Source organism: Haloprofundus salinisoli (assembly GCF_020097815.1).
Classification (GTDB): Archaea; Halobacteriota; Halobacteria; order Halobacteriales; family Haloferacaceae; genus Haloprofundus; species Haloprofundus salinisoli.
Genome location: NZ_CP083663.1, coordinates 197937 through 218784, shown reverse-complemented (window position 1 = coordinate 218784; position 20848 = coordinate 197937). Strand labels below are relative to the sequence as shown.

General features: G+C 66.4%; 25 protein-coding genes. 11 read left to right on the top strand and 14 right to left on the bottom strand.

Annotation, left to right across the window (positions count from 1 at the left end; all coding sequences use genetic code 11):
• Positions 1-664 precede the first annotated feature (664 nt).
• Positions 665-874 carry a hypothetical protein gene (locus tag LAQ73_RS01170; RefSeq protein ID WP_224269435.1) on the top strand — a complete coding sequence of 70 codons (210 nt, stop codon included), beginning with the start codon at positions 665-667 and terminating at the stop codon, positions 872-874.
• A gap of 163 nt (positions 875-1037) precedes the next feature.
• On the opposite strand, the gene LAQ73_RS01165 is transcribed toward LAQ73_RS01170, so the two are convergent.
• Genes LAQ73_RS01165 through LAQ73_RS01150 form a run of 4 tightly spaced genes read right to left on the bottom strand, consistent with a single transcriptional unit; the run spans position 1038 to position 4349 of the window.
• Complete coding sequence (locus LAQ73_RS01165; RefSeq protein ID WP_224269434.1) at positions 1038-2135, bottom strand: glycosyltransferase family 4 protein; 1098 nt, start codon at positions 2133-2135, stop codon at positions 1038-1040.
• Positions 2136-2513 carry a 6-pyruvoyl trahydropterin synthase family protein gene (locus LAQ73_RS01160; protein ID WP_224269433.1) on the bottom strand — a complete coding sequence of 126 codons (378 nt, stop codon included), beginning with the start codon at positions 2511-2513 and terminating at the stop codon, positions 2136-2138.
• A gap of 7 nt (positions 2514-2520) precedes the next feature.
• Complete coding sequence (locus LAQ73_RS01155) at positions 2521-3567, bottom strand: zinc-dependent alcohol dehydrogenase (protein ID WP_224269432.1); 1047 nt, start codon at positions 3565-3567, stop codon at positions 2521-2523.
• A 2-nt stretch (positions 3568-3569) separates the two neighbouring features.
• Positions 3570-4349 carry a GTP cyclohydrolase III gene (locus LAQ73_RS01150; protein ID WP_224269431.1) on the bottom strand — a complete coding sequence of 260 codons (780 nt, stop codon included), beginning with the start codon at positions 4347-4349 and terminating at the stop codon, positions 3570-3572.
• Between the two features lie 177 nt (positions 4350-4526).
• Here LAQ73_RS01150 and LAQ73_RS01145 point away from each other — a divergent pair, with 177 nt between their 5' ends.
• On the top strand, positions 4527-5321 hold the full coding sequence (locus LAQ73_RS01145) for an HAD-IIA family hydrolase (protein ID WP_224269430.1): 795 nt from the start codon (positions 4527-4529) through the stop codon (positions 5319-5321).
• Positions 5322-5331: 10 nt separating this feature from the next.
• On the opposite strand, the gene LAQ73_RS01140 is transcribed toward LAQ73_RS01145, so the two are convergent.
• Entirely contained in the window at positions 5332-5895 is a 564-nt protein-coding gene (locus LAQ73_RS01140) for a cupin domain-containing protein (RefSeq protein ID WP_224269429.1), read from the bottom strand.
• Between the two features lie 113 nt (positions 5896-6008).
• Between LAQ73_RS01140 and LAQ73_RS01135 the strand changes: the two genes are divergently transcribed.
• Together LAQ73_RS01135 and LAQ73_RS17575 are read left to right on the top strand one after the other, a co-directional pair.
• Complete coding sequence (locus tag LAQ73_RS01135; protein WP_224269428.1) at positions 6009-6605, top strand: DJ-1/PfpI family protein; 597 nt, start codon at positions 6009-6011, stop codon at positions 6603-6605.
• Positions 6606-6679: 74 nt separating this feature from the next.
• Positions 6680-6811: a hypothetical protein gene (locus LAQ73_RS17575; protein WP_255634951.1), complete on the top strand. Its 132-nt coding sequence runs from the start codon at positions 6680-6682 to the stop codon at positions 6809-6811.
• Between the two features lie 57 nt (positions 6812-6868).
• Here LAQ73_RS17575 and LAQ73_RS01130 read toward each other — a convergent pair whose 3' ends face one another.
• The 5 genes from LAQ73_RS01130 to LAQ73_RS01110 form a co-directional block, all read right to left on the bottom strand.
• A complete protein-coding gene (locus tag LAQ73_RS01130; RefSeq protein ID WP_224269427.1) occupies positions 6869-7264 on the bottom strand; it encodes an OsmC family protein in 396 nt (131 codons plus the stop codon).
• 163 nt (positions 7265-7427) lie between these two features.
• Entirely contained in the window at positions 7428-7823 is a 396-nt protein-coding gene (locus LAQ73_RS01125; protein ID WP_224269426.1) for an OsmC family protein, read from the bottom strand.
• Between the two features lie 98 nt (positions 7824-7921).
• Positions 7922-8656: a metal-dependent hydrolase gene (locus tag LAQ73_RS01120; protein ID WP_224269425.1), complete on the bottom strand. Its 735-nt coding sequence runs from the start codon at positions 8654-8656 to the stop codon at positions 7922-7924.
• Between the two features lie 137 nt (positions 8657-8793).
• Positions 8794-9906, bottom strand: coding sequence for a M24 family metallopeptidase (locus LAQ73_RS01115; RefSeq protein ID WP_224269424.1), 1113 nt, complete (start codon positions 9904-9906; stop codon positions 8794-8796).
• 51 nt (positions 9907-9957) lie between these two features.
• Positions 9958-10281 (bottom strand): hypothetical protein, encoded by a 324-nt coding sequence (locus tag LAQ73_RS01110; RefSeq protein WP_224269423.1) that lies wholly within the window; start codon positions 10279-10281, stop codon positions 9958-9960.
• A gap of 134 nt (positions 10282-10415) precedes the next feature.
• On the opposite strand from LAQ73_RS01110, the gene LAQ73_RS01105 reads away from it, so the two are divergent.
• From LAQ73_RS01105 to LAQ73_RS01080, 6 genes are all read left to right on the top strand, one after another.
• Positions 10416-11147, top strand: a complete 732-nt coding sequence (locus LAQ73_RS01105; RefSeq protein WP_224269422.1) for a fumarylacetoacetate hydrolase family protein — start codon at positions 10416-10418, stop codon at positions 11145-11147.
• A 219-nt stretch (positions 11148-11366) separates the two neighbouring features.
• Entirely contained in the window at positions 11367-12308 is a 942-nt protein-coding gene (locus LAQ73_RS01100; protein WP_224269421.1) for an ABC transporter substrate-binding protein, read from the top strand.
• A gap of 201 nt (positions 12309-12509) precedes the next feature.
• Positions 12510-13592, top strand: coding sequence for a histidinol-phosphate transaminase (gene hisC / locus LAQ73_RS01095; protein WP_224269420.1), 1083 nt, complete (start codon positions 12510-12512; stop codon positions 13590-13592).
• Positions 13589-14173: an adenylate kinase family protein gene (locus LAQ73_RS01090; protein WP_224269419.1), complete on the top strand. Its 585-nt coding sequence runs from the start codon at positions 13589-13591 to the stop codon at positions 14171-14173. Before hisC ends, LAQ73_RS01090 begins: the two co-directional genes overlap by 4 nt.
• Complete coding sequence (locus tag LAQ73_RS01085) at positions 14170-14784, top strand: CDP-alcohol phosphatidyltransferase family protein (protein WP_224269418.1); 615 nt, start codon at positions 14170-14172, stop codon at positions 14782-14784. Before LAQ73_RS01090 ends, LAQ73_RS01085 begins: the two co-directional genes overlap by 4 nt.
• Before the next feature lie 57 nt (positions 14785-14841).
• The gene (locus LAQ73_RS01080; RefSeq protein ID WP_224269417.1) at positions 14842-15372 is read left to right on the top strand and encodes a multiprotein bridging factor aMBF1; all 531 of its coding nucleotides are present in this window, start codon (positions 14842-14844) and stop codon (positions 15370-15372) included.
• A 6-nt stretch (positions 15373-15378) separates the two neighbouring features.
• Here LAQ73_RS01080 and LAQ73_RS01075 read toward each other — a convergent pair whose 3' ends face one another.
• On the bottom strand, positions 15379-15597 hold the full coding sequence (locus LAQ73_RS01075; protein ID WP_224269416.1) for a DUF8028 family protein: 219 nt from the start codon (positions 15595-15597) through the stop codon (positions 15379-15381).
• 173 nt (positions 15598-15770) lie between these two features.
• Here LAQ73_RS01075 and tpiA point away from each other — a divergent pair, with 173 nt between their 5' ends.
• On the top strand, positions 15771-16415 hold the full coding sequence (tpiA, locus tag LAQ73_RS01070; protein WP_224269415.1) for a triose-phosphate isomerase: 645 nt from the start codon (positions 15771-15773) through the stop codon (positions 16413-16415).
• A gap of 158 nt (positions 16416-16573) precedes the next feature.
• On the opposite strand, the gene LAQ73_RS01065 is transcribed toward tpiA, so the two are convergent.
• The 3 genes from LAQ73_RS01065 to LAQ73_RS01055 all read right to left on the bottom strand — a co-directional run bounded on the left by LAQ73_RS01065 (position 16574) and on the right by LAQ73_RS01055 (position 20841).
• Positions 16574-18649: a helicase HerA domain-containing protein gene (locus LAQ73_RS01065; protein WP_224269414.1), complete on the bottom strand. Its 2076-nt coding sequence runs from the start codon at positions 18647-18649 to the stop codon at positions 16574-16576.
• 86 nt (positions 18650-18735) lie between these two features.
• A complete protein-coding gene (locus LAQ73_RS01060; RefSeq protein WP_224269413.1) occupies positions 18736-19365 on the bottom strand; it encodes a hypothetical protein in 630 nt (209 codons plus the stop codon).
• A gap of 63 nt (positions 19366-19428) precedes the next feature.
• On the bottom strand, positions 19429-20841 hold the full coding sequence (locus LAQ73_RS01055) for a DNA polymerase Y family protein (protein ID WP_224269412.1): 1413 nt from the start codon (positions 20839-20841) through the stop codon (positions 19429-19431).
• Positions 20842-20848 lie beyond the last annotated feature (7 nt).

The window sequence follows — 20848 nt, the reverse complement described above, 5'->3', positions numbered from 1 at the left end:
CCTTGGCCTTTAATCAGCACCAATTCGCCATCTGGCGAGATGCTGCCCTTTTTTCCAGATATAGTACTTCTGTGTAAGTCTCCAACTTCTCTGGGACAACTCCATACAAAATCTGTCGCTCCTCGTCTAGATGGGATGCGTTCGACCCAGTAGAAGAGGCACACCACAGGAGTTCTCCGTGGCACGAAGTAACTGCTCTACCAATCGGGTCTCTATGGTTCGCGCGGCTTCGGTCTCCTGTCTCTCCTCCGCGCGTCGACCAGTCGCTGCAGCCACGCGACCTGTTCGTCGCTGATTCCGTCTTCGACGTTCGTGGTCGGCGGGCCGCCCAGTTTCAGTTCGCAGCTCGGTTGCTTCAAGTATCCGTGTCGGCGGCTCGGTTCTCGGTGAGGGTCGGTTGTAGACACCAAGATACTCGATGTGTTTTTCTAATAATAAGGTTTCCGTAGATTACTATCAAGAAGTAGAGTGCTCCACGTTATCGGCCGGCGTTCGCTTCGCCCGAAACCGCACCGACGTACTACTACTTCTGACAGTTATATTTCCAATACTGACGCCTCGGAATCGAGTTCGAGCCACCTTCTACCGCCGCGTCCGCAATCACAGAAAAGAAGGTTTACATACTGAGACACGTAGGCGTCCCCATGAACGGGAGCAAGCGGCGATGAGCGACCGACCCAGAGGCGAACCGTACCAGTACACCGGACCGTGCCCAGTCGACGACTGCGAGGAGCAGTTCGTCGCCGTGGCCGTCCCGAACCTTCGACTACACGTCCGCGAGATACACGGCCCGCTCGCCGTCCACGAGCAGGTCCCGGAACTGGAACTCGTCCCGGGTACCGACGCGCAACACCGACACCGCGAGCGAAAGTAACACGCCGACCCGAGGTTCCCCGTCGCCGCTCTCCCCGTGGAGTTTTCCGGCCTGGAGCTCGCTCTCTCGGCGCGCTTCCCCGTTCCTCTCAGCAGAGTGGCCTCTCACCGGTGCGGCCTCTCGGCACGAACGCGACGCGTTCACCGCCACCTCGACGGACCAGTCACGCCGAATCCGACCCGGCAGCGAGCGAATCGAGAAAGGACCCGACGCGCGCGCCGGTCTCCGCCCACGTCGGGTGGGCTTCGTACGTCGCCAACGCCGCTACCCCCATCCGCGCGAGGCGCTTGCGGTTCCGGCACAGCGGGGCGACGGCGTCCGTCACCTCCGTCGGGTCGGCGGGGTCGACCAGATAGCCGTTCGTCCTGTCGGCGACGAGTTCGCTCGCGCCGCCGGCGGCGGACGCGACGACCGGGAGTCCGAACCCCATCGCTTCGACGTAGGCGATGCCGAACCCCTCGTGGGTCGAGGGCATCGCGAACAGGTGGCTTCGCTCGTACAGCGCCGCGAGCGCCGCGTCGTCGAGTCGACCGGCGAAACGAACCCGGCCGTCGAGGCGCAACCGGTCGACGGCAGAACGGAGTTCCGCGACGTACTCGGCGTCGACGGCGAGGCTCCCGACGACGACGAGTTCCCAGGGCCGGCGAATCCGCGCCAACCCCGCCAGGAGCGTCTCCAGATTCTTGCGTCTCGTGACGTTGCCGACGCAGACGACGCGGAGCGGACCGTCGCGCGCGCGTTCGCGGACGCGAGCGGCGGAGACCGTCGTCCCGAAGCGGTCGCCCGCCGGGTAGGCGACGACCGACGGAGCGGTGGTCCCGGCCGCATCGCCGCCGACGAGCGTCGAGACGGCCCGCCGCGTCGTCTCGCTGTTGCAGACGAACGCGTCGACCGACCGGAGATACGCCCGTTCGAGACGCCGTACGAGCGCGTTTCGCCACACCGAACGTGCCTCGGCGGCGCGGATGTGATGGACGACGGCGACGACCGGCGCGTCGACGCCGAGTCGACGGTTGAGCCACGCCAGCGACGGGTGGCAGAGCTCATCCTGCAGCAGGACGTCGAGGTCGGCCGCACGGATGCGGCGGGGCAGCGAGCCGTCGAGGTTGTCCGCCGTCGAGCGGAGATAGCCGCGCTCGGGCAGCGAAAACACGACGACGTCGTCGCCGCGTTCGCGCAGATGTTCGACGACCCGGCGGTCGTAGAGAAAGCCGCCGGAACGTTCGTCGAGATCGCCGTAGACGAGAATGCCGACGCGCATTCAGAGCGCCGTCTCGTACGCCGCCGCCGCCTCCTCGTCTTCCCACACCGTCACGCGGACCCGTTCGGGACTCTCGAGCGTCGCCTCGTCGACGACCGCTTCGCAGAGAACCCGCGCGAGTCGCTCGACGCTCGGGTTCTGCCCTTCGAACTCCGGGAGGTCGTTCAGCGTCGCGTCGCGGTATCGGTCGACGGTCGGCGACAGCGCCGCCTTCACGTCGTCGATGTCGACGAGATAGCCGTACTCGTTCAGCGTCGACCCCTCGAACCGGAGTTCGACGCCGAAGCGATGCGAGTGCAACTCGCCCTCCGGTCCGGCGTCGGGGACCGTCAGGAAGTGCTGGGCGATGAACGACCGACGGACGGTAACCGAGTACATACTGTCGCTACGGACCGCCGTAGGTAAAGAGGATACCCACGGAGGCTTCGGATTTCGAGTCGAGCAACTCGTAGGCGCGTTCAGCTTCGTCGACGGGAACGCGGTGGGTGAGCAGGCCCTCGGCGTCGAAGTCGGCGAGGCGGTCCCACGACACGTCGAGGCGGCGGTCGCTGTCCCACCGCCCGCGAAGCGACGGGTCGAGCGTGCTCACCTGGCTGTTCTGGAGTCGGATCCGACTGCGGTGAAACCGGCCGCCGAGGTCGAGCGTCACCGGTTTCGTGCCGTACCACGACCCGACGACGACGCGGCCGTCGTACCCCGTCACGCCGACGGCGGCGTCGAGCGCCGCCGGATTACCCGACAGCTCGAACGTCAGATCCGCGCCGTCGCTGGTGTGTCCGCGCGCGTCGCCGTCCAGCGACGGACCCGAGGGGTCGAAGCGGTCGTCTATCTCCTCCGGCGCGACGCTCTCGTCGGCACCGAACGCCCGTGAGAGGGCGCGGCGCTCGGCGACGCTGTCGACGGTGACGAGTTCGGCGAGCGGAAACGACGAGAGCACTGCCGTCGTCAGCAGACCGACCAACCCCTGTCCGAAGACGACGACGCGCTCGCCGACCATCGGCCGGCCGTCCATGACGAAGTTGACCGCCGTCTCGACGTTCGGAAGCAGCGCCGCCGCCGCCGTCGAGCAGTCGTCGGGCACCGGGTGGAGTTCGGTCGGCGGGGCGCAGAAGTGACTCTCGTGGGGGTGAAACGCGAACACGCGACGGTCCAGCCACGCCTCGTCGACGGCGTCGCCGACGGCGGCGACGGTACCGACGGCGGCGTAGCCGTACCGCAGCGGGTAGTCGAGCGAGCCGTCGAGCGCGCCGATGGTCTCGTCGGCTTCCAGTTCCCGGGGGGCTTCGCCGCGGTAGATGAGCAGTTCCGTCCCCGGACTGATAGCCGAGTACGCCGTCTCGACGAGCACCTCGCCGTCGTCGGGCGTCGGAACTTCGGACTCCGTGACGCGGACTTCGCGTGGAGCGGTGAACGTCACGGAGCGTGCGGGCATGGTCAGTCGTCGCTGACGTGCGCCGGTGCGGCGGCGAACTCGATGTCGGTGCCGCGGTGTCGACAGTCTTCGAGCGCGTGTTTGGCGGCGAAGCCGGCGACGTGGGCGCTCTCGCCCGCGCCGACGCCGACTTTCAGCTCGACGCCGACTTCCGACTCGACGTGTTCGATGGCGCTTCGGTACTTGCTCTCCGACAGCGAGGGGCAGACGGAGATGATGTTGTCGCCGCCGACGAAAAAGGAGAGCGCGCCGTGGGCCTCGCGCATGTGGCGCATCAGGCTCGCGTAGCCCTGTTCGATGTGGATGAACGAGTCGAACTCGTTGAGGCGGTCGGTGTACTTACCGGTGGCGTCGTTGACGTCGAAGTGGGCGATGTGGAGGTCGTCGGTGCCCGAGGAGGCGTGGAACTCGCCGCCGAGCACCTCGCGGCGGTCGCCGTCCTGGGCGCTGCCGGCGAGTTGAACCTCCTCGGTGGCGCGTTCGAGGGCCTCGACGGGTACCTCGTCGACGCCGACGCCGAGGCTGAGCGTCACGGGGTAGCGGTTCCGAATCGACTCCTGCATGAGCTCGTGGTCGGCGCGGTCGAGGCCGTTCGTCACCGCGACCATGTTGTCGAAGCGTGTGAAGAAGGCGTAGCCGTCGCGGCTGCCGACGAACTGCGCGAGGTCCGCAAAGAGGCGAGACTGCAGCGTCTGGAGGTCCATCTCCCGTCTCGGTTCGGGGGTGACCGTCCAGGGTCCGTAGTTGTCTATCTGGATGAGCGTCAACTGCGTGTTCGTCACGGTGGCCGATAGAAGGGTTCGGTATACATTGTTCTTTGGTTCGATTCCGACCGTCGTCGCGAAAACGCCCTGCACGGGGACGAATACGACCGAACGCCTCACTGGAGACTGCACGACAACGACTGACGGTGCACGGTCACCGCCGGGTTCAACATCGCGGGTGTCCTACGGCGGACGATGGAGTTTCGCGGGGCAGTACTCGACGTCGATGGGACGGTTCTCAGGGGAAACGAACGGATACCGGGAGCGACGACCGGGCTCGACGCCCTGCGTCGGGCGGGCGTCGACCGCGTCTTCTTCTCGAACAACCCGACGAAAGCGCCCCCGGTGTACGCCGAGCGCTTCGCCCGCGCCGGTATCGACGTCGACCCCGACGAGGTGCTCACGTCGGGGACGGCGACGACGGCGTACCTCGAAGCCGAACACGCCGCCGACTCGCTGTTCGTCGTGGGCGAGACCGGCCTCACGGCCCAGTTCGAGGACGCGGGCCTGACCGTCACGGCGGACCCGACGGCCGCCGACGCCGTCGTCGTCTCCGTCGACCGCGAGTTCCACTACGACGACCTCGTGGCGGCGATGGTCGCGCTCGAAGACGAGTCGGTTCCCTTCCTGAGCACCGACCCCGACATGACTATCCCGGCGGTCGACCGCGACGTACCGGGTTCCGGGGCGATGACCCACGCCGTCGCGGGCGTCGCCGGCCGCTCGCCGGACGCGACGCTCGGCAAACCCTCCGCGCACGCCCGCCGATCGGCGCTCGACCGCCTCGGCCACGACGCCGAGCGATGTTTGATTGTCGGCGACAGACTCGACACCGACATCGCGCTGGGCGCGTCGGCGGGGATGACGACGGTGCTCGTGAAAACCGGCATCACCGACGACCGCGCGCTGGCCGAGTCGGCGGTCGAACCCGACTACGTACTCGACGCTTTCGCCGACATCGAGCAGGTGCTGGGCGGCCGCCGTTTCTGATCCGACGCGCTCAGATGTGGTCTTCGAACTCGCCTCCGCAGTCGGGACACGCGGCGACGATTTTTCCCGCTTTACTCAGCGCGACGCGCATCTCGGCGTGACCGCAGGCCGGGCACGGTTGCGGCGAATACGCGGCGTCGCAGGCCGGACAGATGAGTTCGGGGTCGCCGTCGGCGGCTCTCAGCCGTAACTCGTCGTGACCGCACTCACGGCACCGAAGCGGCACTCGGACGTCGCGGCTCTCTCGGGGTGCGCCGACTGCCAGCACCACGAGCTCGTCGTCGGAACCGTTTCGTCCCGACTGGAACTCGCCGGGAGCGAACCGAATCACCTCGCTCTGCTCGACGACGACTTCCCCGTCCAACGTCTCGAAGGTCGCCTCGCCTTCCGTGACGACGAACGCCTCCTCTTGGTCGGCGTGCGCGTGGAGACCACCGGGGAGGCCACTGCCGGGCGGAACGCGGTAGCGGTTGAGCGCGATAGCGGCCGTCTCCAGCGAATCGGAGAGGCGGTGGCGCTCCGTACCGTCGTCGAAGGTGGTCGATTCGACGTCGTCGACGGCGGTTCGTCTCATACTCCTCGCGTCGTGCGGTGCGTACTACCGCTTTGGGGTGGCGCTGTCGGCGGCGTCGCAAACGGGCGCTCCGACGAAACGTTATCACTCTGCGTGAGTCACTCATACATGCCATGTCAGGTAAGAAACTACTCATGATAGTCGGCGACTTCGGCGAAGACCTCGAACTCATGGTGCCGTTCCAGGCGCTGCAGATGGTCGGTCACGAAGTCGACGCCGTCTGCCCGGAGAAAGAAGCGGGCGAGACGGTCAAGACCGCCGTCCACGACTTCCGCGGCGACCAGACGTATCTGGAGGAGCGCGGCCACGACTTCACGCTGAACGCGACGTTCGACGACGTAAATCCCGAAGCGTACGACGGCCTCGTCGTCCCCGGCGGGCGCGCGCCGGAGTACCTCCGTACGTACGACGCGGTGCTGGAGTACGTCCGGCACTTCTTCGAGGAGAACAAGCCCGTCGCGTCGCTCTGTCACGGCCCGCAGATTCTCGCCGCGGCGGGCGTCCTCGACGGCTACGAGATGACCTCCTACCCCGCTGTGCGCGCCGAGTGCGAGGCCGCCGGTTGCGCGTGGGTCGACGAGGTGACCACCGACGGCAACCTCGTCACCGGCCACGACTGGTCGGACCACCCCGAGTGGCTCTCGCAGTTCCTCAATGTTTTGGGGACGAGCGTCGACCACGAACCGGCCTCCGTCGCGGCCGACGACTGAGAGCGAGTCGCCCACGATATGTGGTCATTGAGAACACACCACACTGTTTTGTACGAGAACGACGAACGGATGGTATGGAAGGTGACGACAGTCCCTACCGCTTCCGCGACGAGCGGATGTCTGCCCCCATGTACGACCCCGAGGAACGCGAGACGGTCATCGTCGACGGCCACGCGATGAGCTATCGAAGCTATCGCCGACAGTAGTTACTTCTCGACTCGTCCTCCGGTCCGGAAAAAATTCGGTGTCGCGTCGAGCGTCGCTTAGAACGCGTCGTCGGTGACCGAAACCTCTGCGTGCAGTCCCTCGCGGAGCCCCGCGTGGACGTGACAGATGTCCTCTGCACGCGAGACGACTTCGTCGACTTCGTCGCCGAGGTCGGCCTCGACGTAGATATCGAAGCGAATCCCCGTGAGGTCGTCGTCGTCGTCGAGGTTCGCTTCGGCGTCGATCTGGACCGTACCGAGATCGTCGAAGCCGCGCTGGGAGCCGCCGACGCGGAACGCGGGCAGGAAACACGACGCGTAGTCCGCGACGAGCACCGAGTTCGGGTCCGGTCCCTGCTCGCCGGTGGCGTCGATAGAGAGTTCGAAATCGCCGACCTCGCTCGTGCTCGCGTAGCCCTCTTCGCTGACCGTGGTCGTCTGGATATCCGTCATACGTACTAAGCGTGGAACTGGAACGTCCTAAAGATTGCTTCATCGGCGACCAAATGACGGCGCGGTCGTCTGGAAATTAATCGCCTACGTCACCCTGCTACCGATTCGAAGGGTCCGCGCGGGGACGACGCGACTCCACCGACGTGGATCCGACCGCTGCGGGTTAGCCTGACCCGCCTTCGATGGTCGTGTCCGCGTGGAGGCTCTCCTTGAGCGCGTCGTGGACCTTGCAGAGTTCGAAGGCGCGCTCGAGGATCTCCTCACCCTGACCGTCTTCGAGCGTCGGTTCGACGTGGACGTCGAAGGTGACCGATTCGAGCTTGTCGTCGTCGTTCAACTCCCCGGTCACGTCGATCTCGATGCGTCCGAGGTCGTCGGCGCCCCGCTGTTGCGCTCCGACGCGGAGCGCCGGAACGAAGCAGGACGCGTATGCGGCGAGCAGGCTCTCGAGCGTGTCGGGGGCCTCCTCGCCGTTCGAGTCGATATCCACCTCGAACTCCCGTATCTGACTGGTCGCGCTGTACCCTTCCTCGGAAACGGTATGTACTTCTTTCGCCATACACCTCTCTCAACCACTGCCGCGCACAAAAATGGTCGTTTCAGTGGGATGAATAACTCGAAATTTGAACAATCGCTGACGCCGACCGACCCCGCGGTTCAGTATCCCTCTTTGAGCGTGAACGACTCGTCCGCTTCGGGGACGACGACTTCCGCGTCAGAGCCCGTCGCCTCCACCTCGCGCCGGAACGCTTCGGGGTCCTGTTCGATGGGCGGGAACGTGTCGTAGTGCATCGGATACGCGTAGTCGACGTCCAACCAGTCAACGGCGATGGCCGCCTGCCACGGACCCATCGTGAAGTGGTCGCCGATGGGAACCGCCACCGCGTCGGGTTCGAGGTACGGACCGATGACGTCGCGCATCTCGGTCATCAGCCCGGTGTCGCCGGCGTGGTAGAAGGCGGTCGACTCTTCGTCGGACATCTGTGTCGGCTTGGTGTCGGAGATGACGAACCCGCCGGGCATCCCGACGTCGTACTCGTAGCCGGTGTTGACGCCGTTGGTGTGGTCGGCGCGGTGCATCGTCACGTAGGCGTCGCCGCACTCGACGGTGCCGCCGATGTTCATCCCCATGCCGCCGACGGCGTCCTCGAAGCCCATCTCCTCTTTCGCGTAGGAGACGAGTTCCGGCACCGCGACGAGCGTTGCGTCGGAGAACTCGCCGGCGTGGCCGATGTGGTCGGCGTGGCCGTGCGTCAATAGCACGTAGTCGGGCTCGTCGACGTCCGAGGGGTCGAGCGACGTCTTCGGGTTGTCGAAGAACGGGTCGATGAGCAGGTCGGTGTCGCCGACGGTGACGTACCACGTCGAGTGTCCGTGCCAAGTGAGTTCCATAGCGTGTCGTTCTACGGAGCAATTACGCATAAAAATACGTCCGGCGGTCGGATTCGCTGGCGGCAAAACTCACAAGCGAGCGTTTGCGTCCGCCACCTGTCGGAGTCGGCGTCTGCCGAGCGGAACGTCGAACCGCCCTACAGAATCCGTAGGTCCCGGGGCGTCTCGGTCAGCACTTCCGCCCCCTCTTCGGTCAACAGCACGTCGTCTTCGACTCTGACGCCGCCGACGCCGTCGACGTAGACGCCAGGTTCGACGGTGAACGCGTCGCCGACGTCGAGCGTCGCCTCGTTACCTTCGACCAGATACGGCGGTTCGTGGCCCTCAAGGCCGAGACCGTGACCGAGGCGGTGCGGGAAGTAGTCGCCATAGCCGGCGTCGTCGATGACGCGTCGTGCGGCGCGGTCGACGTTTTGGTAGGGAACTCCCTCAGCGACCGCTTCGCGCCCCGCGCGGGCGGCCTCGCGGACGACCTCATATACCTCGCGACACTTCTCACCCGGGTCGCCGACGGCGACGGTCCGGGTGATGTCCGAGAAGTAGCCGTCGACGCGGATGTAGAAATCTATCATCACGAGGTCGCCTTCCTCGACTTTCGTGTGACCGGTGTCCGCGTGCGGAAACGCCGTCCGCTCGCCGACGGTGACGATGCCACCCGCGTAGCTGTCGGCGTCGCTGTCGATGACGCGCTTCTCGATGGCGCGCTCTACGTCGCGCTCACTCATCCCCACCTCGATATCCTCGAACGTCTCCTGTAACACGCGGTCGGCGATGCGTGCCGCCTTCCGCATCGACTCGCGCTCCGAGTCGTCCTTTCGAGCGCGCAACGCCGCCGCGGCGGGTTCGAGGTCGCGTATCGACGCTGGGTCGTGGTAGTCGGTGAGGAGGTTGTACTCCAGGACGCGCGTCGAACGGAACTCGACGGCCGCCTCGCCGGATAGCTCCCTCTCTTCGGCGAGTCGGTCGAACGCCTCGCTCGCCGCCCGCGTCGGGTCCGTCGCGTCGCCGTAGGTGTAGAACGACACGTCGTCACCGAGGGCGTCTGCGACGCGGTCGGTCTCCAGTTTGGGAAGGACGGCCGCCGGCTCCGTCTCCCGCGAGAGGACCAGCAGCGTCGGACGCTCGCTCTGGTGCATCGACAGTCCCGAGAGATAACGAAGCGTCTCGCTCGGGGCGACGTACACTGTCTCGACCGACTCCGGCAGTTCGTCGAACAGCGCCGACCGCCGAGTCTCGTATCTATCTGTCACGCGTGAGCGAGACGCACGACGCCTACTAAGTGTATGGCTCCCGGCGGTCGGCTACGGATTCTCGTCGGTCACCTCGACGACGACGGCGTCGTCGACGTACTCTTCCTCTCCATCCTTGCGGATCTGTACCGCCACGCCGGGGAGCCCACCGTCGGGTTCGGCGACGTCTCTGGGCACCGAGACGGCGGTGACCTCCTCGAACGTGAGCGCGCGACGCAACACCGTCCGGTCACCGTAGTCGACCGACTCCCACTCTTCGTCCTCGGTCGCGTCGAGTTGCTCGCCGAAGTACGACTCGGTGTCCGTGTCCGTACTCTCGCCGCCGACCGTCTCCTTGGCGTCCGACTCCCGATACTGATGCAGGTAGACCAGCATAAGCGACTGTCAACGAGCAGCACGATAATCGCTGGGGCGTTCGGGACGCTCGCGGGTGCGAGCGAATCCGACGAGTGACCAGTCCGAGTCGCCGCCTCACAAAGAACTAAGCGACGAGCTACACACTCTCGTCCATGCATCACGTCCGATTCCGAGACCCCGCGGGAGCGGTTCGAACCGGCGAGTGGCACGACGACGCGATAACGTTCGGCGGCGAGACGTACAACCACGACGACGTCGAGATTCTGCCGCCGTGCGAGCCCTCGAAGATCGTCTGCATCGGCCGGAACTACGCCGACCACGCGGCCGAACACGGTGCCGACGTCCCCGACAGACCGATGCTCTTTCTGAAGGGTCCGAACACGGTCGCCGGTCACGGCGACACCGTGACGCTCCCGGCCGGGAAAGAGCGCGTCGAGTGGGAGGCGGAGCTGGGCGTCGTCATCGGCGAGCAGTGCCGGAACGTCGCCGCCGAAGACGCGATGGACGTCGTCGCCGGCTTCACCTGCTTCAACGACATCTCGAACCGCGACGACCAGCGTCAGGAGCAGAACTGGATTCGCGGCAAGGCGTTCGACGGCAGCGCGCCGATGGGGCCGGTGCTTGCCGACCCCGAACACGTCCCCGACGACGCCCGCGTGACGCTCCGCGTCAACGGCGAGACGAAGCAGGATGGGAGCCGAGACCAGATGGTGTTCGACGTCCCGACGCTCGTCGAGGAGATAACGACGTATCTGACGCTCGAACCGGGCGACGTCATCGCGACCGGCACGCCGGAGGGCGTCGGCCCGCTCTCGGACGGCGATCACGTCGAAGTCGAGATCGAGGGCGTCGGCACGCTCGAACACGGCGTCCGGATTCCGTAGATAGCGAACAGACGGCGCACGGACTGTTTCGTGAGGGGCGCGCCGTACATCCGCCTCGACCCCGTCACGTCCGGTTTCAGTTCACGGAGACGGTTGGGTCCGTTCTCGGTGATAAACGTTCGTGGCGTGGCAGTTCGGCGTGCCGGGGAACCGAATGAAATTTCTCAGGAAAGGGACCGAAACCAGATATACTTTCGTCGAGCAGTCTGAACGCGCGGCATGGAGAGACGCCGCTTTCTGAGTGCGGCCGTAGGAGGGACGGCAGCGACGCTCGGCGGCTGTGCGGAGCGCGACGTAGAACCCGGGGCCGCGTCGTCCAGCGACGACGCCGCGGCGAGCGACGACCGAACCCTCACGCTCGCCACGGCGACGACGGCGTACGACACGGGATTGCTCGACGTGTTGCACGCGGCGTTCGAGAGCCGATTCGGCGTACGGGTGAAGACGCTCGTCGAGGGAACCGGCGCGGCGCTCGAAACGGCCGGAAACGGCGACGCCGACGCGGTCATCGTCCATGCGCGAAGCGCCGAAGACACGTTCATCCGCGAGGGTCACGGTATCAACCGCCGCGACCTGATGTACAACGACTTTCTGGTCGTCGGCCTCGCGGACGACCCTGCCGGGGTCGGTGAGGCGGACGGCCCCTTGGAGGCGTTTCGACGCGTCGCCGCCGCGGAAGCGCTGTTTCTCTCCCGCGGCGACGACTCGGGAACGCACTGGCGAGAGCGACAGCTGTGGGACGCCGCGGGCGTCGACCCCGGCGGGTCGTGGTACCAAGCGACCGGTAACGGGATGGCGGCGACGCTCCGACAGGCGGGCCAACGCGGCGCGTACGCGCTCACCGACCGCGGCACCCACCAGGTCACTGCGGCAGAAACCGGTCTCGTCGCCCACGTCACCGGACCGCTCGACGGCGGCTCCGGGCGACTGAAAAACGACTACGGCGTCGTCCTCACCAACCCAGCACGTCACGAGGTGAACTACGAACTGGCGACGGCGTATCTCGGCTTTCTCACCGGTCGGGAGGGACAGACGCTGATTCGGAGCCACACGGCCGAGGGGGACGACCGACTGTTCGTTCCGAACGCGCTCTCGGCCGACCCGCGGTTCGAGCAGTACGTACCGACGGGGGGAACAGCCGAGCGCGACGATTCTCGCTGACTCGGTCTCTCTGTCTCTCGGTCGTGTCGTCGATTACCGAACGGCGACGAAGGCCATCGCTAGCAGCGGTATCCGCGCGACGAACATCGATCGAAACGAAAGCCACCGAACGTGGTGAGCGGTCGTTCGCCGGCGTTCACTGAAACCCGTCTCTCGTCCGGTGTAAGCACCCTTAAGACCCGCCACAAACACGTACCGAACATGGAACCACGGGACCTCTCTGCGAACTCACCGTACGTCCCCGGTCGGGGAATCGAGGAGGTCGCCCGCGAACTCGGTCTCGACCCCGACGACCTCGTGAAACTCTCGTCGAACGAGAACCCCCACGGGCCGAGTCCCGACGCGGTCACGGCGGTCGAATCCGCGGCACCGGACCTCGACGTCTACCCGACCACCTCACACGCCGACCTCACCGAGAGGCTGGCGTCGAAGTGGGGCGTGACGCCCGAACAGGTGTGGGTCAGCCCCGGCGCGGACGGCGCTATCGACTATCTCCACCGCGCGATGCTCGACCCCGGCGACGAGATTCTCGTCCCCGAACCCGGCTTCGCCTACTACTCGATGAGCGCCCGGTACGTCCACGGCAGTTCGTCGACCTACGGCCTCTCGAAGGAGGACGACTTCGAACAGACCGCCCAGGGACTCCTCGACGTCTACGACGGCGAGCGCGTCGTCTACCTCACCTCGCCACACAACCCGACGGGGTCGGAGTTCCCGCGCGAGGAACTCGTCTCGCTGCTCTCGGCCGTCGAGGACCGCACGCTCGTCGTGGTCGACGAGGCCTACGGCGAGTACGCCGAGCAACCGAGCGCCGTCGACCTGCTCGACGACCACGACAATCTCGCCGTTTTGCGCACGTTCTCGAAGGCGTACGGCCTCGCCGGACTCCGCATCGGCTACGGCGTCGTCCCCGAGGCGTGGGCAAACGCGTATGTTCGAGTCAACACCCCCTTCGCCGCGAACGAACTCGCCTGCCGTGCGGCGCTCGCTGCGCTCGACGACGACGAACACGTCGAGAAGTCCGTCAAGAGCGCTCGGTGGGCACGCGAGTGCCTGTACGGGAACCTCGACGCGCCGACGTGGGAGAGCGCGGGCAACTTCGTACTCGCCGAAGTCGGTGACGGAACCGCCGTCGCCGACGCCTGCCAGCGCGAGGGCGTCATCGTCCGCGACTGTTCGAGTTTCGGCCTCCCGGCCTGCATCCGCATCTCCTGCGGCAGCGAGGAACAGACGAAGCGCGCGGTGGAGACGCTCAACCGCGTGCTGACCGAGGCCAAAGTATGAGAGTCGTCGTCACCGGGACGCCCGGCACCGGCAAGACGAGCGCGACGGCGCTGTTGGAAGACGAGTTCGCCGTCGCCCACCTCAACGACGAGGTGCGCGACCGGGAGTTTTGGACCGAACGTGACGAGGAGCGCGACTCGCTCGTCGTCGACGTCGACGCGCTCGAATCCTGGGTCGACGAGGAGTACGGCGAAGCGGGCGACGACGACTCCGACGTGACTCTCGTCGAATCGCATCTCGCGCACTTGCTTCCCGCCGACCGGGTCGTCGTGCTCCGCTGTCGCCCGGACGTGCTCGAATCTCGCCTGCTCGACCGAGGCGAGAGCGACGCGAGGGCGGCCGAAAACGTTGCGTCGACGAAGTCGCCTCGAGCCCGCACTCGCGAAGCTCGTGAGAACCGAGAGAGCGAAGCGCTCGACGTGATTCTCGCCGAGGCGGTCGAGGAACACGGTGTCGACTCCGTGTACGAGATCGAGACGACCGACCGGTCGCCGGCGGCCGTCGCCGACGCGATTCGCGCCGTCGTCGCCGGCGAGCGGGAGCCGTCGGCCGGCACGGTCGACTATCTGGAGTATCTATGACGCTTGACCAACTGCGCCCCGTCGCAGACCGGATGCTCGACCCGCTCGTCACGGGGGCGAACAAGTTGGGACTGACGCCCGACGGCGTGAGCGTCATCGCCTTCGGCTTCGCCATTGCCGCCGGCGGCGCGTTCTGGATCGCCTCCGCCGACGCGACGCTGTGGTACGTTTTGGGAGCGTTTTTCGTCTTCGTCAACGGCTGGCTGGACCTCTTAGACGGCGCACTCGCCCGCGAACAGGGCGTCGCCTCCTCGGGCGGCGATCTCTTGGACCACGTTCTCGACCGGTACGCCGACATCGCCGTACTGGTCGGCCTCGCAGCGGGAGTCAGTCGCTACGGCCTCGGCCTCGCGGCCGTGACGGGCGTGCTGATGACCTCCTATCTGGGGACGCAGATTCAGGCGGTCGGCCTCGGCCGCCAGTACGGCGGTCTGCTGGGCCGCGCGGACCGCCTCGCGCTCGTCGGCGTCGTCGGCGTCGTCGCCGCCGTCGTTCCCGGGCCGTTGGTCGCGGGACTCTCTGCGGTCGGCCTGCTGCTCGTGCTGTTCGCCGTTGTCGGCCACCTCACCGCGCTCCAGCGTTTCTGGGGCGCGTGGTCGGACCTGAACTGAACCGGACGCCGACGCTGCCGTCGTGTATTTTATACCACGTCGTCGTCTACGGAGCGTATGCCACAGTGCGAGATGTGTGGTGCCGAGCAGGCATCGCTCACAACCACGAAAGTCGAAGGTGCCGAACTCGAACTCTGTGAGAACTGCAAGGGGTTCGGGACCGAGGTCCGCACTGAGTCTACCAGTTCCGCGTCGACGAAGTACTCCACCTCGTCGACCGGGAAGTCGGGGTCCTCCTCCAGTTCGTCCTCCTCGTCTTCGTCCTCTTCGGGCGGGTCGCGCCGACGTCGCCGCGACATGTTCGACGACATGGACGAGATCGTCGGCGACTACGACGACCGTATTCGCCAGGCCCGCGAGGCCGAGAGCCTCAGCCAGGAGGACCTCGCCAAGCTACTCAACGAGAAGGCGAGTCTCATCCGAAAGCTCGAACGCGGCGACATCCTCCCGAGCGACGCCGTGCGGAAGAAGCTCGAACGCAAACTCGACATCTCGCTCACCGAGGGCGGGAGCGCCGACGACACCGAGTGGTCCGGCGGCGGGTCGACGACGACGACGCTCGGCGACGTCGTCAAGCGGAAAGACTGAGTCGCGCTACCGGTTGTGGCGGTGACCGACGACGAGTGCGATCAGGTTCAATACGAGCAAGACGAGAAACCACACTCCCCGTTCTCCTTGTAATCCCGGTTTCGTGACGATCAGCACGATGAGAATTGCCGGTATCACTACCGCCGCCCAGAAGGCGACCCCCTGTACCACGGGCCTGAGCGCCTCGAGCACCTCCTCGACCTGCGGCGAACTCCCCGCACTCACTTCTGCTCCCCTGGCATACCCTCACATAGTCGCGGAGCGAATATAGCTATACCTCGCTTACTCGCTGTAAGGCGTCAATACCGCCGCCGTTCGATCGACTCGAACGTCGAACGCGGTGCTCGCTCGGCGTCGGGAAGACGAACCTATTTGCCGTCCCCGCCGCCTCTATCGGTATGTTCATCCTGGTGAACCTGAAGGCGTACCCGTGCGACCCCGTCGAAGTAGCGTCGGCCGCCCGCGAGGTCTCCGACGACTCCGGCGTCCGAATCGCCGTCGCGCCGCAGGCGGCGCACCTCTCGCGCGTCGCCGAAACCGACGTCGAGACGTGGGCCCAACACGTCAGCCCCGTCGAGTACGGCAGCCACACCGGTAGCACGCTCGCGGAGGCCGCCGCCGAAGCGGGCGCGACCGGGACGCTTCTCAACCACTCGGAGAACCGCCTCAAACTCGCCGACATCGACGCGTCGACGCAGGCGGCCGACCGCGCGAACCTCGACACCATCGTCTGCGCGAACAACCCCGAACAGTCCGGCGCGGTCGCGGCGCTCGGACCGGACGCCGTCGCCGTCGAACCGCCGGAACTCATCGGCGGCGACGTCTCGGTCAGCAGCGCCGACCCCGACATCGTCCGCGACGCCGTCGACGCGGTGAACGCCGTCGACGACTCGGTCGACCTGTTCTGCGGCGCGGGCGTCTCGACGGGCGACGACGTGACCGCCGCCGCCGAGTTGGGCGCGGAGGGCATCCTCCTCGCCAGCGGCGTCGCCAAGGCCGACGACCCGCGAGCGGCGCTCGAAGACCTGGTTTCGGAACTGTAAGAGCCGCCTAGTCGGACCGATCTCGAACCCGGCCGGCCGTCAGCGACCCCTTACCGCTGCGACGCTGTGTTCGCATCCCGCCGACCGGCCGTCGGTCACCAGTCGTCAGTTTTCACCCGCCCGTCGCCGATTGTCCACCGTTTGTCGTCTGTCGTCGCTCAGTCGATTATCTCGGCGTCGTCGGTCGGAGTCGATCCCTCGGTATCGTCGCCCGTACTCACTGTTCCGTCCGACGAGTCGTTTCGATTCGCCGACCGGGTAGTGCTCGACTCCGCTCGGTTCTCGACCGGTTCGACGTTCTCGTCCTCGATGAGTTCGGCGTCTTCGGTCACCTGCCCGACGTCGGCGAGTGTGGTCTCGCCCGCATCCGTCTCCGAAGCCGACTCGGTCTCTGCGCCGACGGTGGTCACCTCGTCGGTTTCGTCGGTATCGGCGGTGTCGGCAGTAGTGGCGGTGTCGGCGGCTGCGCTGGACACGTTCGATTCACCGGCCGAACCGGGTTCCTCGGCGCTCCGCGTTGTTTCGGTTTCGTCGAACTGAGCGACCGAGATGTCCGAGAACGACGACTCGACGGCCGCGACGGTCGCCGCGAACTCGCCGTCGGCGAGTCGGTCGGCGTACTCGTCGCGGACGAGTTCGGGGAGCGTGTAGCGGTAGCGTCCCCGGCCGACGTGTTCGATGAACCCCGCCTGTCGGAGCGCCCGGTTCCGACCGTAGGCGAGTTGCTGGTCGCCGGAGTGACCCGCGCCGACGTGGGCGTCGACGGGCGTGCTCAGGTCCTTCGCTCTGTAGTACGCGAGCATCTCGCGGGTCACCTCGTCCAGCGACTCGATGGCTTCGTGAAGTTCGCTGACGATCGCACGTCGAGAACCGCCGGTCGGACTGTCGTCTCGGGTTACGCCCGCGCTCGGAAGCGTTGCCGGAGACTCGTCTGCCGCGGATTCGTCGGACCGCTCTCCGATTGCGACGGGTTCGGTCGCGTCTTCGCCACCCTCTTCGTCGCTCGCCTCCGACGCTTCTGTCGCTTCCGTGGTCGCCTCGTGGCCTCCATGCTGTGCCGGGTCGCTGGGGTCGACCGGTCCCACCATCTGCGGCCCGTCGTCCCGTTCGTACTCGCCGAGCGCCACCTGGTCGTGCTCGGGTCGAGCGAGATTTCGCCCCTCGCCGCCGCGGTACGGTGCCTCCGCTTTCTGGAGCAGCGCCTGCGCGAACTGGTCGGCCATCCGACTCAGGTCCTGTGCTTCCTCCAGTTCCTGCTTGAGCCGCCGGATCTCGGCGTCTTTCTTCTCTAACTCCTGTCTGAGGTCGGCGATGGTGCTCTCTTTCTGAGCCTCCTCGTCGGAGATGTCGCGCAGCTCCGAGACCAGATCGCCGCTGACGGATTTGAGCTCCGGGCGCTCGAAATCGTCGAGGCCGGGCGTCGCCCCCGCGTCGAACGTCTGCTTGCGGCGGAACTGCACCCGACGCAGGGTCTCGCTCCAGTCGGTCATCATGAACGCTTCGCCGTCGTTCATGCTCTCGATGGCGTCGGCGTACTCCTTGCCGAGGATGCGGCCGACGACCTTCGTGTCGTTGCCCCATGTGAGCCGATGCCACACCAGCCAGTCGCACTGGGTGATGTAGTCCTTCTTCACGTCGGCAGGGCGCTGGCTGATGCCGACGATTCCCAACCCGTGTTTCCGCCCGCGCTTGCCGATTTTGATGAGCATCTTCCCGGCTTCGCCCATCCCGCCCTTCTCGGGGATGTACTCGTGGCACTCCTCGACGAGCATCAAAAAGGGCTTCTTCAGCTTCTTCTCCTTGGCGAACAGCTGTCGGGCCGTCTGCAACAGCATCTCCTCGGCGTCGCTCTCGTCGAGGTAGCCCGAGACGTCGAGGATGATGGGGACGTTCTGTTCGAGCGCGAGCGTCGCGATCTTCTCGGCGTGCTCGGGGCTGACGACGATGTCGCACTCCTCGTCGGCACCGGCGTGGAGAATCTCGTACTCCTCCTTCAGTCCGTAGTACTCGCCGTCGGTGTCGACGATGAGGACGGGAAACTGCGAGTCGAGCAGTTTCTCGATGACGACGCTCGCGGTGTTGGACTTCCCCGACCCCGACTTGCCGGTGATGAAGCCGCGTCCGGTGAGGATTTCGACCGCCGGCAGGCGGACGGTCGTTCCCGGTTCGGCGTCGTCGGTCCCGCCCGGTCCGTCGCTCACATCTGCGACGGTGATGGTTTCTACGTCCGTCATGTTACTCGTTGGTGGCAACTCAGAGGCGGGCCCTATAGTTCCTGCTGTCGTCGCACCCCCGGAGATGGACGCGGCCTCGCACCGTTTCAGGCCTGCGTCGACGCCCGCGAGACGCTCTGCAGCGAGAACCCCCATCCGGTCGCGCGTTGCTCGTGGTCGTCGAAGACGAACTCGCCGCTCGTGAGTGACCCGCCGTCGATTCGAGCGGTGCGCCTCGTTCGCTGGGTCGCTCCGTTGGCGAGACGAAGCGTCGCCTCGAACGCGATATCGACGGCGAACTCGTGTTCGTTTCGGATGACGTAGTTGATAGACACCTCGTCGCCGGGGTCGTCGCCGACGCCCGCGGAGTTCGTGTGTACGTCGATCTTCTCGCGGAGGTTCTCGGGTTCTGGCGTGGACTCGGCAGTCGCGGCGGGTTCCGGCGTGGTCTCGGTCGCAGTCGCCGTCTCCTCGTCGCCACCGTTCGTCTCTGTCCCCGTCTCGTCGTCCACTGGCGTATCGGCCCACCGGTCCGTCACCTCGCTCTGAGAGGGCGACTCCGCAGGCGTCTCGCTCCCCGTTTGCCCTCGGTTCGCTTCTCCGTCTCTTCCGCCGACTGCGGCGTCGGCGTCACTGGCGTCGTCGGCGTCGTCGCTGCTACTCAGAAAGACGAACGACGCCGCGGTCCACCCGAGTGTGGTCCCCGCGACGAGGCCGAGGAGCCCTCGTTTCTTCATGATTCGATTGCGAAACAATCGTAAATAAGAGTGTCGTGTCCTGTCTGTAAGGTGACTGTTTCACTACTCGAACTCGGTCAAGGACGCTTGTCCGTCCGTCGACTCCGGCCGGTTCTCGACACCGTCGGCGTCTTCGCGGCGGGTCGAACGGACGCGGTCCTCCGCCCAATCGCTCAGCGTCGGTTCTATCCGGTCCGCCGCAGCGTCGTTCATCGCGGAGTCGGTCGGCGTCGACGACGCGGCCAGTTCCTCGGCTGCGTCGGCGTCCGTCGTCTCCCACCCGTCGAGGCTGGTCTGGTCGCTCTCGGCGAAGTCGAGGTTGGAGACGCGGACGCCTAGTTTCCGGACCCGAGCGTCGTCGAACTCCGTCAGCAACTCCAGCGCCACCGACTCGACGAGTTCGGGATCGTCGACCGGTCCCGGGAGCGACTTCGCTCGGGTGTTCACCTCGAACGGCGGCTGAACGACTTTGATGCCGATGGTTCGGTAGAGCGCGCCGCGACTCTGCGCGCGCTCTGCGACGTCCGCCGCGAGCGCCCGCACTTTCTCGCGCATCGCCTCGCTGTCGGAGGTGGGTTTCGTGAACGCCGACTCCCGCGAGAGGCTCTTCGGCAGCCCCGTCGGCGTCACCGCCCTGTCGTCGTCGCCGCGGGCGCGGCGGTGCAGGTCCCGCCCCCGTTCGCCGAACTTCTCCCCCAGGGGTCGCGGGTCCGCCGCCGCGAGGTCGCCCGCCGTCTCGATGCCCATCTCGCGGAGTTCGCGGGCGGTGACGGGGCCGACGCCGTGGACCTCCTCGATGTCCAGCGGGTCGAGAAACGACCGGACCTCCTCGGGTCGGACGACGACGAGGCCGTTCGGCTTGTCGTAGTCGCTGGCGACTTTGGCGACGCTCATGTTCGGGCCGACGCCGACGCTGGCGGTGACGCCGACTTCGCGGTCGATTCGCTGCTTGACGTGGCGAGCGTACCCCTCCGCGAGAGTTCGCTCGCATCCGCCCTCGTCCTCCCCGCCCACCGTCTGCCAGGCGGTCCGCTCGGTCACGTCGAGGTACGCCTCGTCGATGCTCACCTCCCGAACCACGTCGGCGCAGTCGTGGAGAATCTCTTTGACCTGCGCGCTCACCTCCTTGTAGAACTCCATGTCGACGGGGCGGTAGTAGCCGACCGCCGGAATCTCGGGGTCCGCGGGGGTGCCGTCGTCGTCCAACTCGGCGCCGGCGGCGCGAGGGAGCGCGTCGAGCGCCTGCGTGATGGGTTGGGCGCTGTCGACGCCGTGTTCGCGGGCCTCGTAACTCGCGGTGGCGACGGCACCGTGACCCTCGCCGGGTTCGTACCCCATGCCGACGACGACGGGCTCTCCCTCGAGCTCGGGTTCTTTGAGGCGCTCGCAGGACGCGTAGAAGCAGTCCATGTCGACGTGGAACACGATACGCTCCTCGGCGTCTCCTCTCGCGCCGGGAAGCGTCTCGCCGCTCATCGTCTCG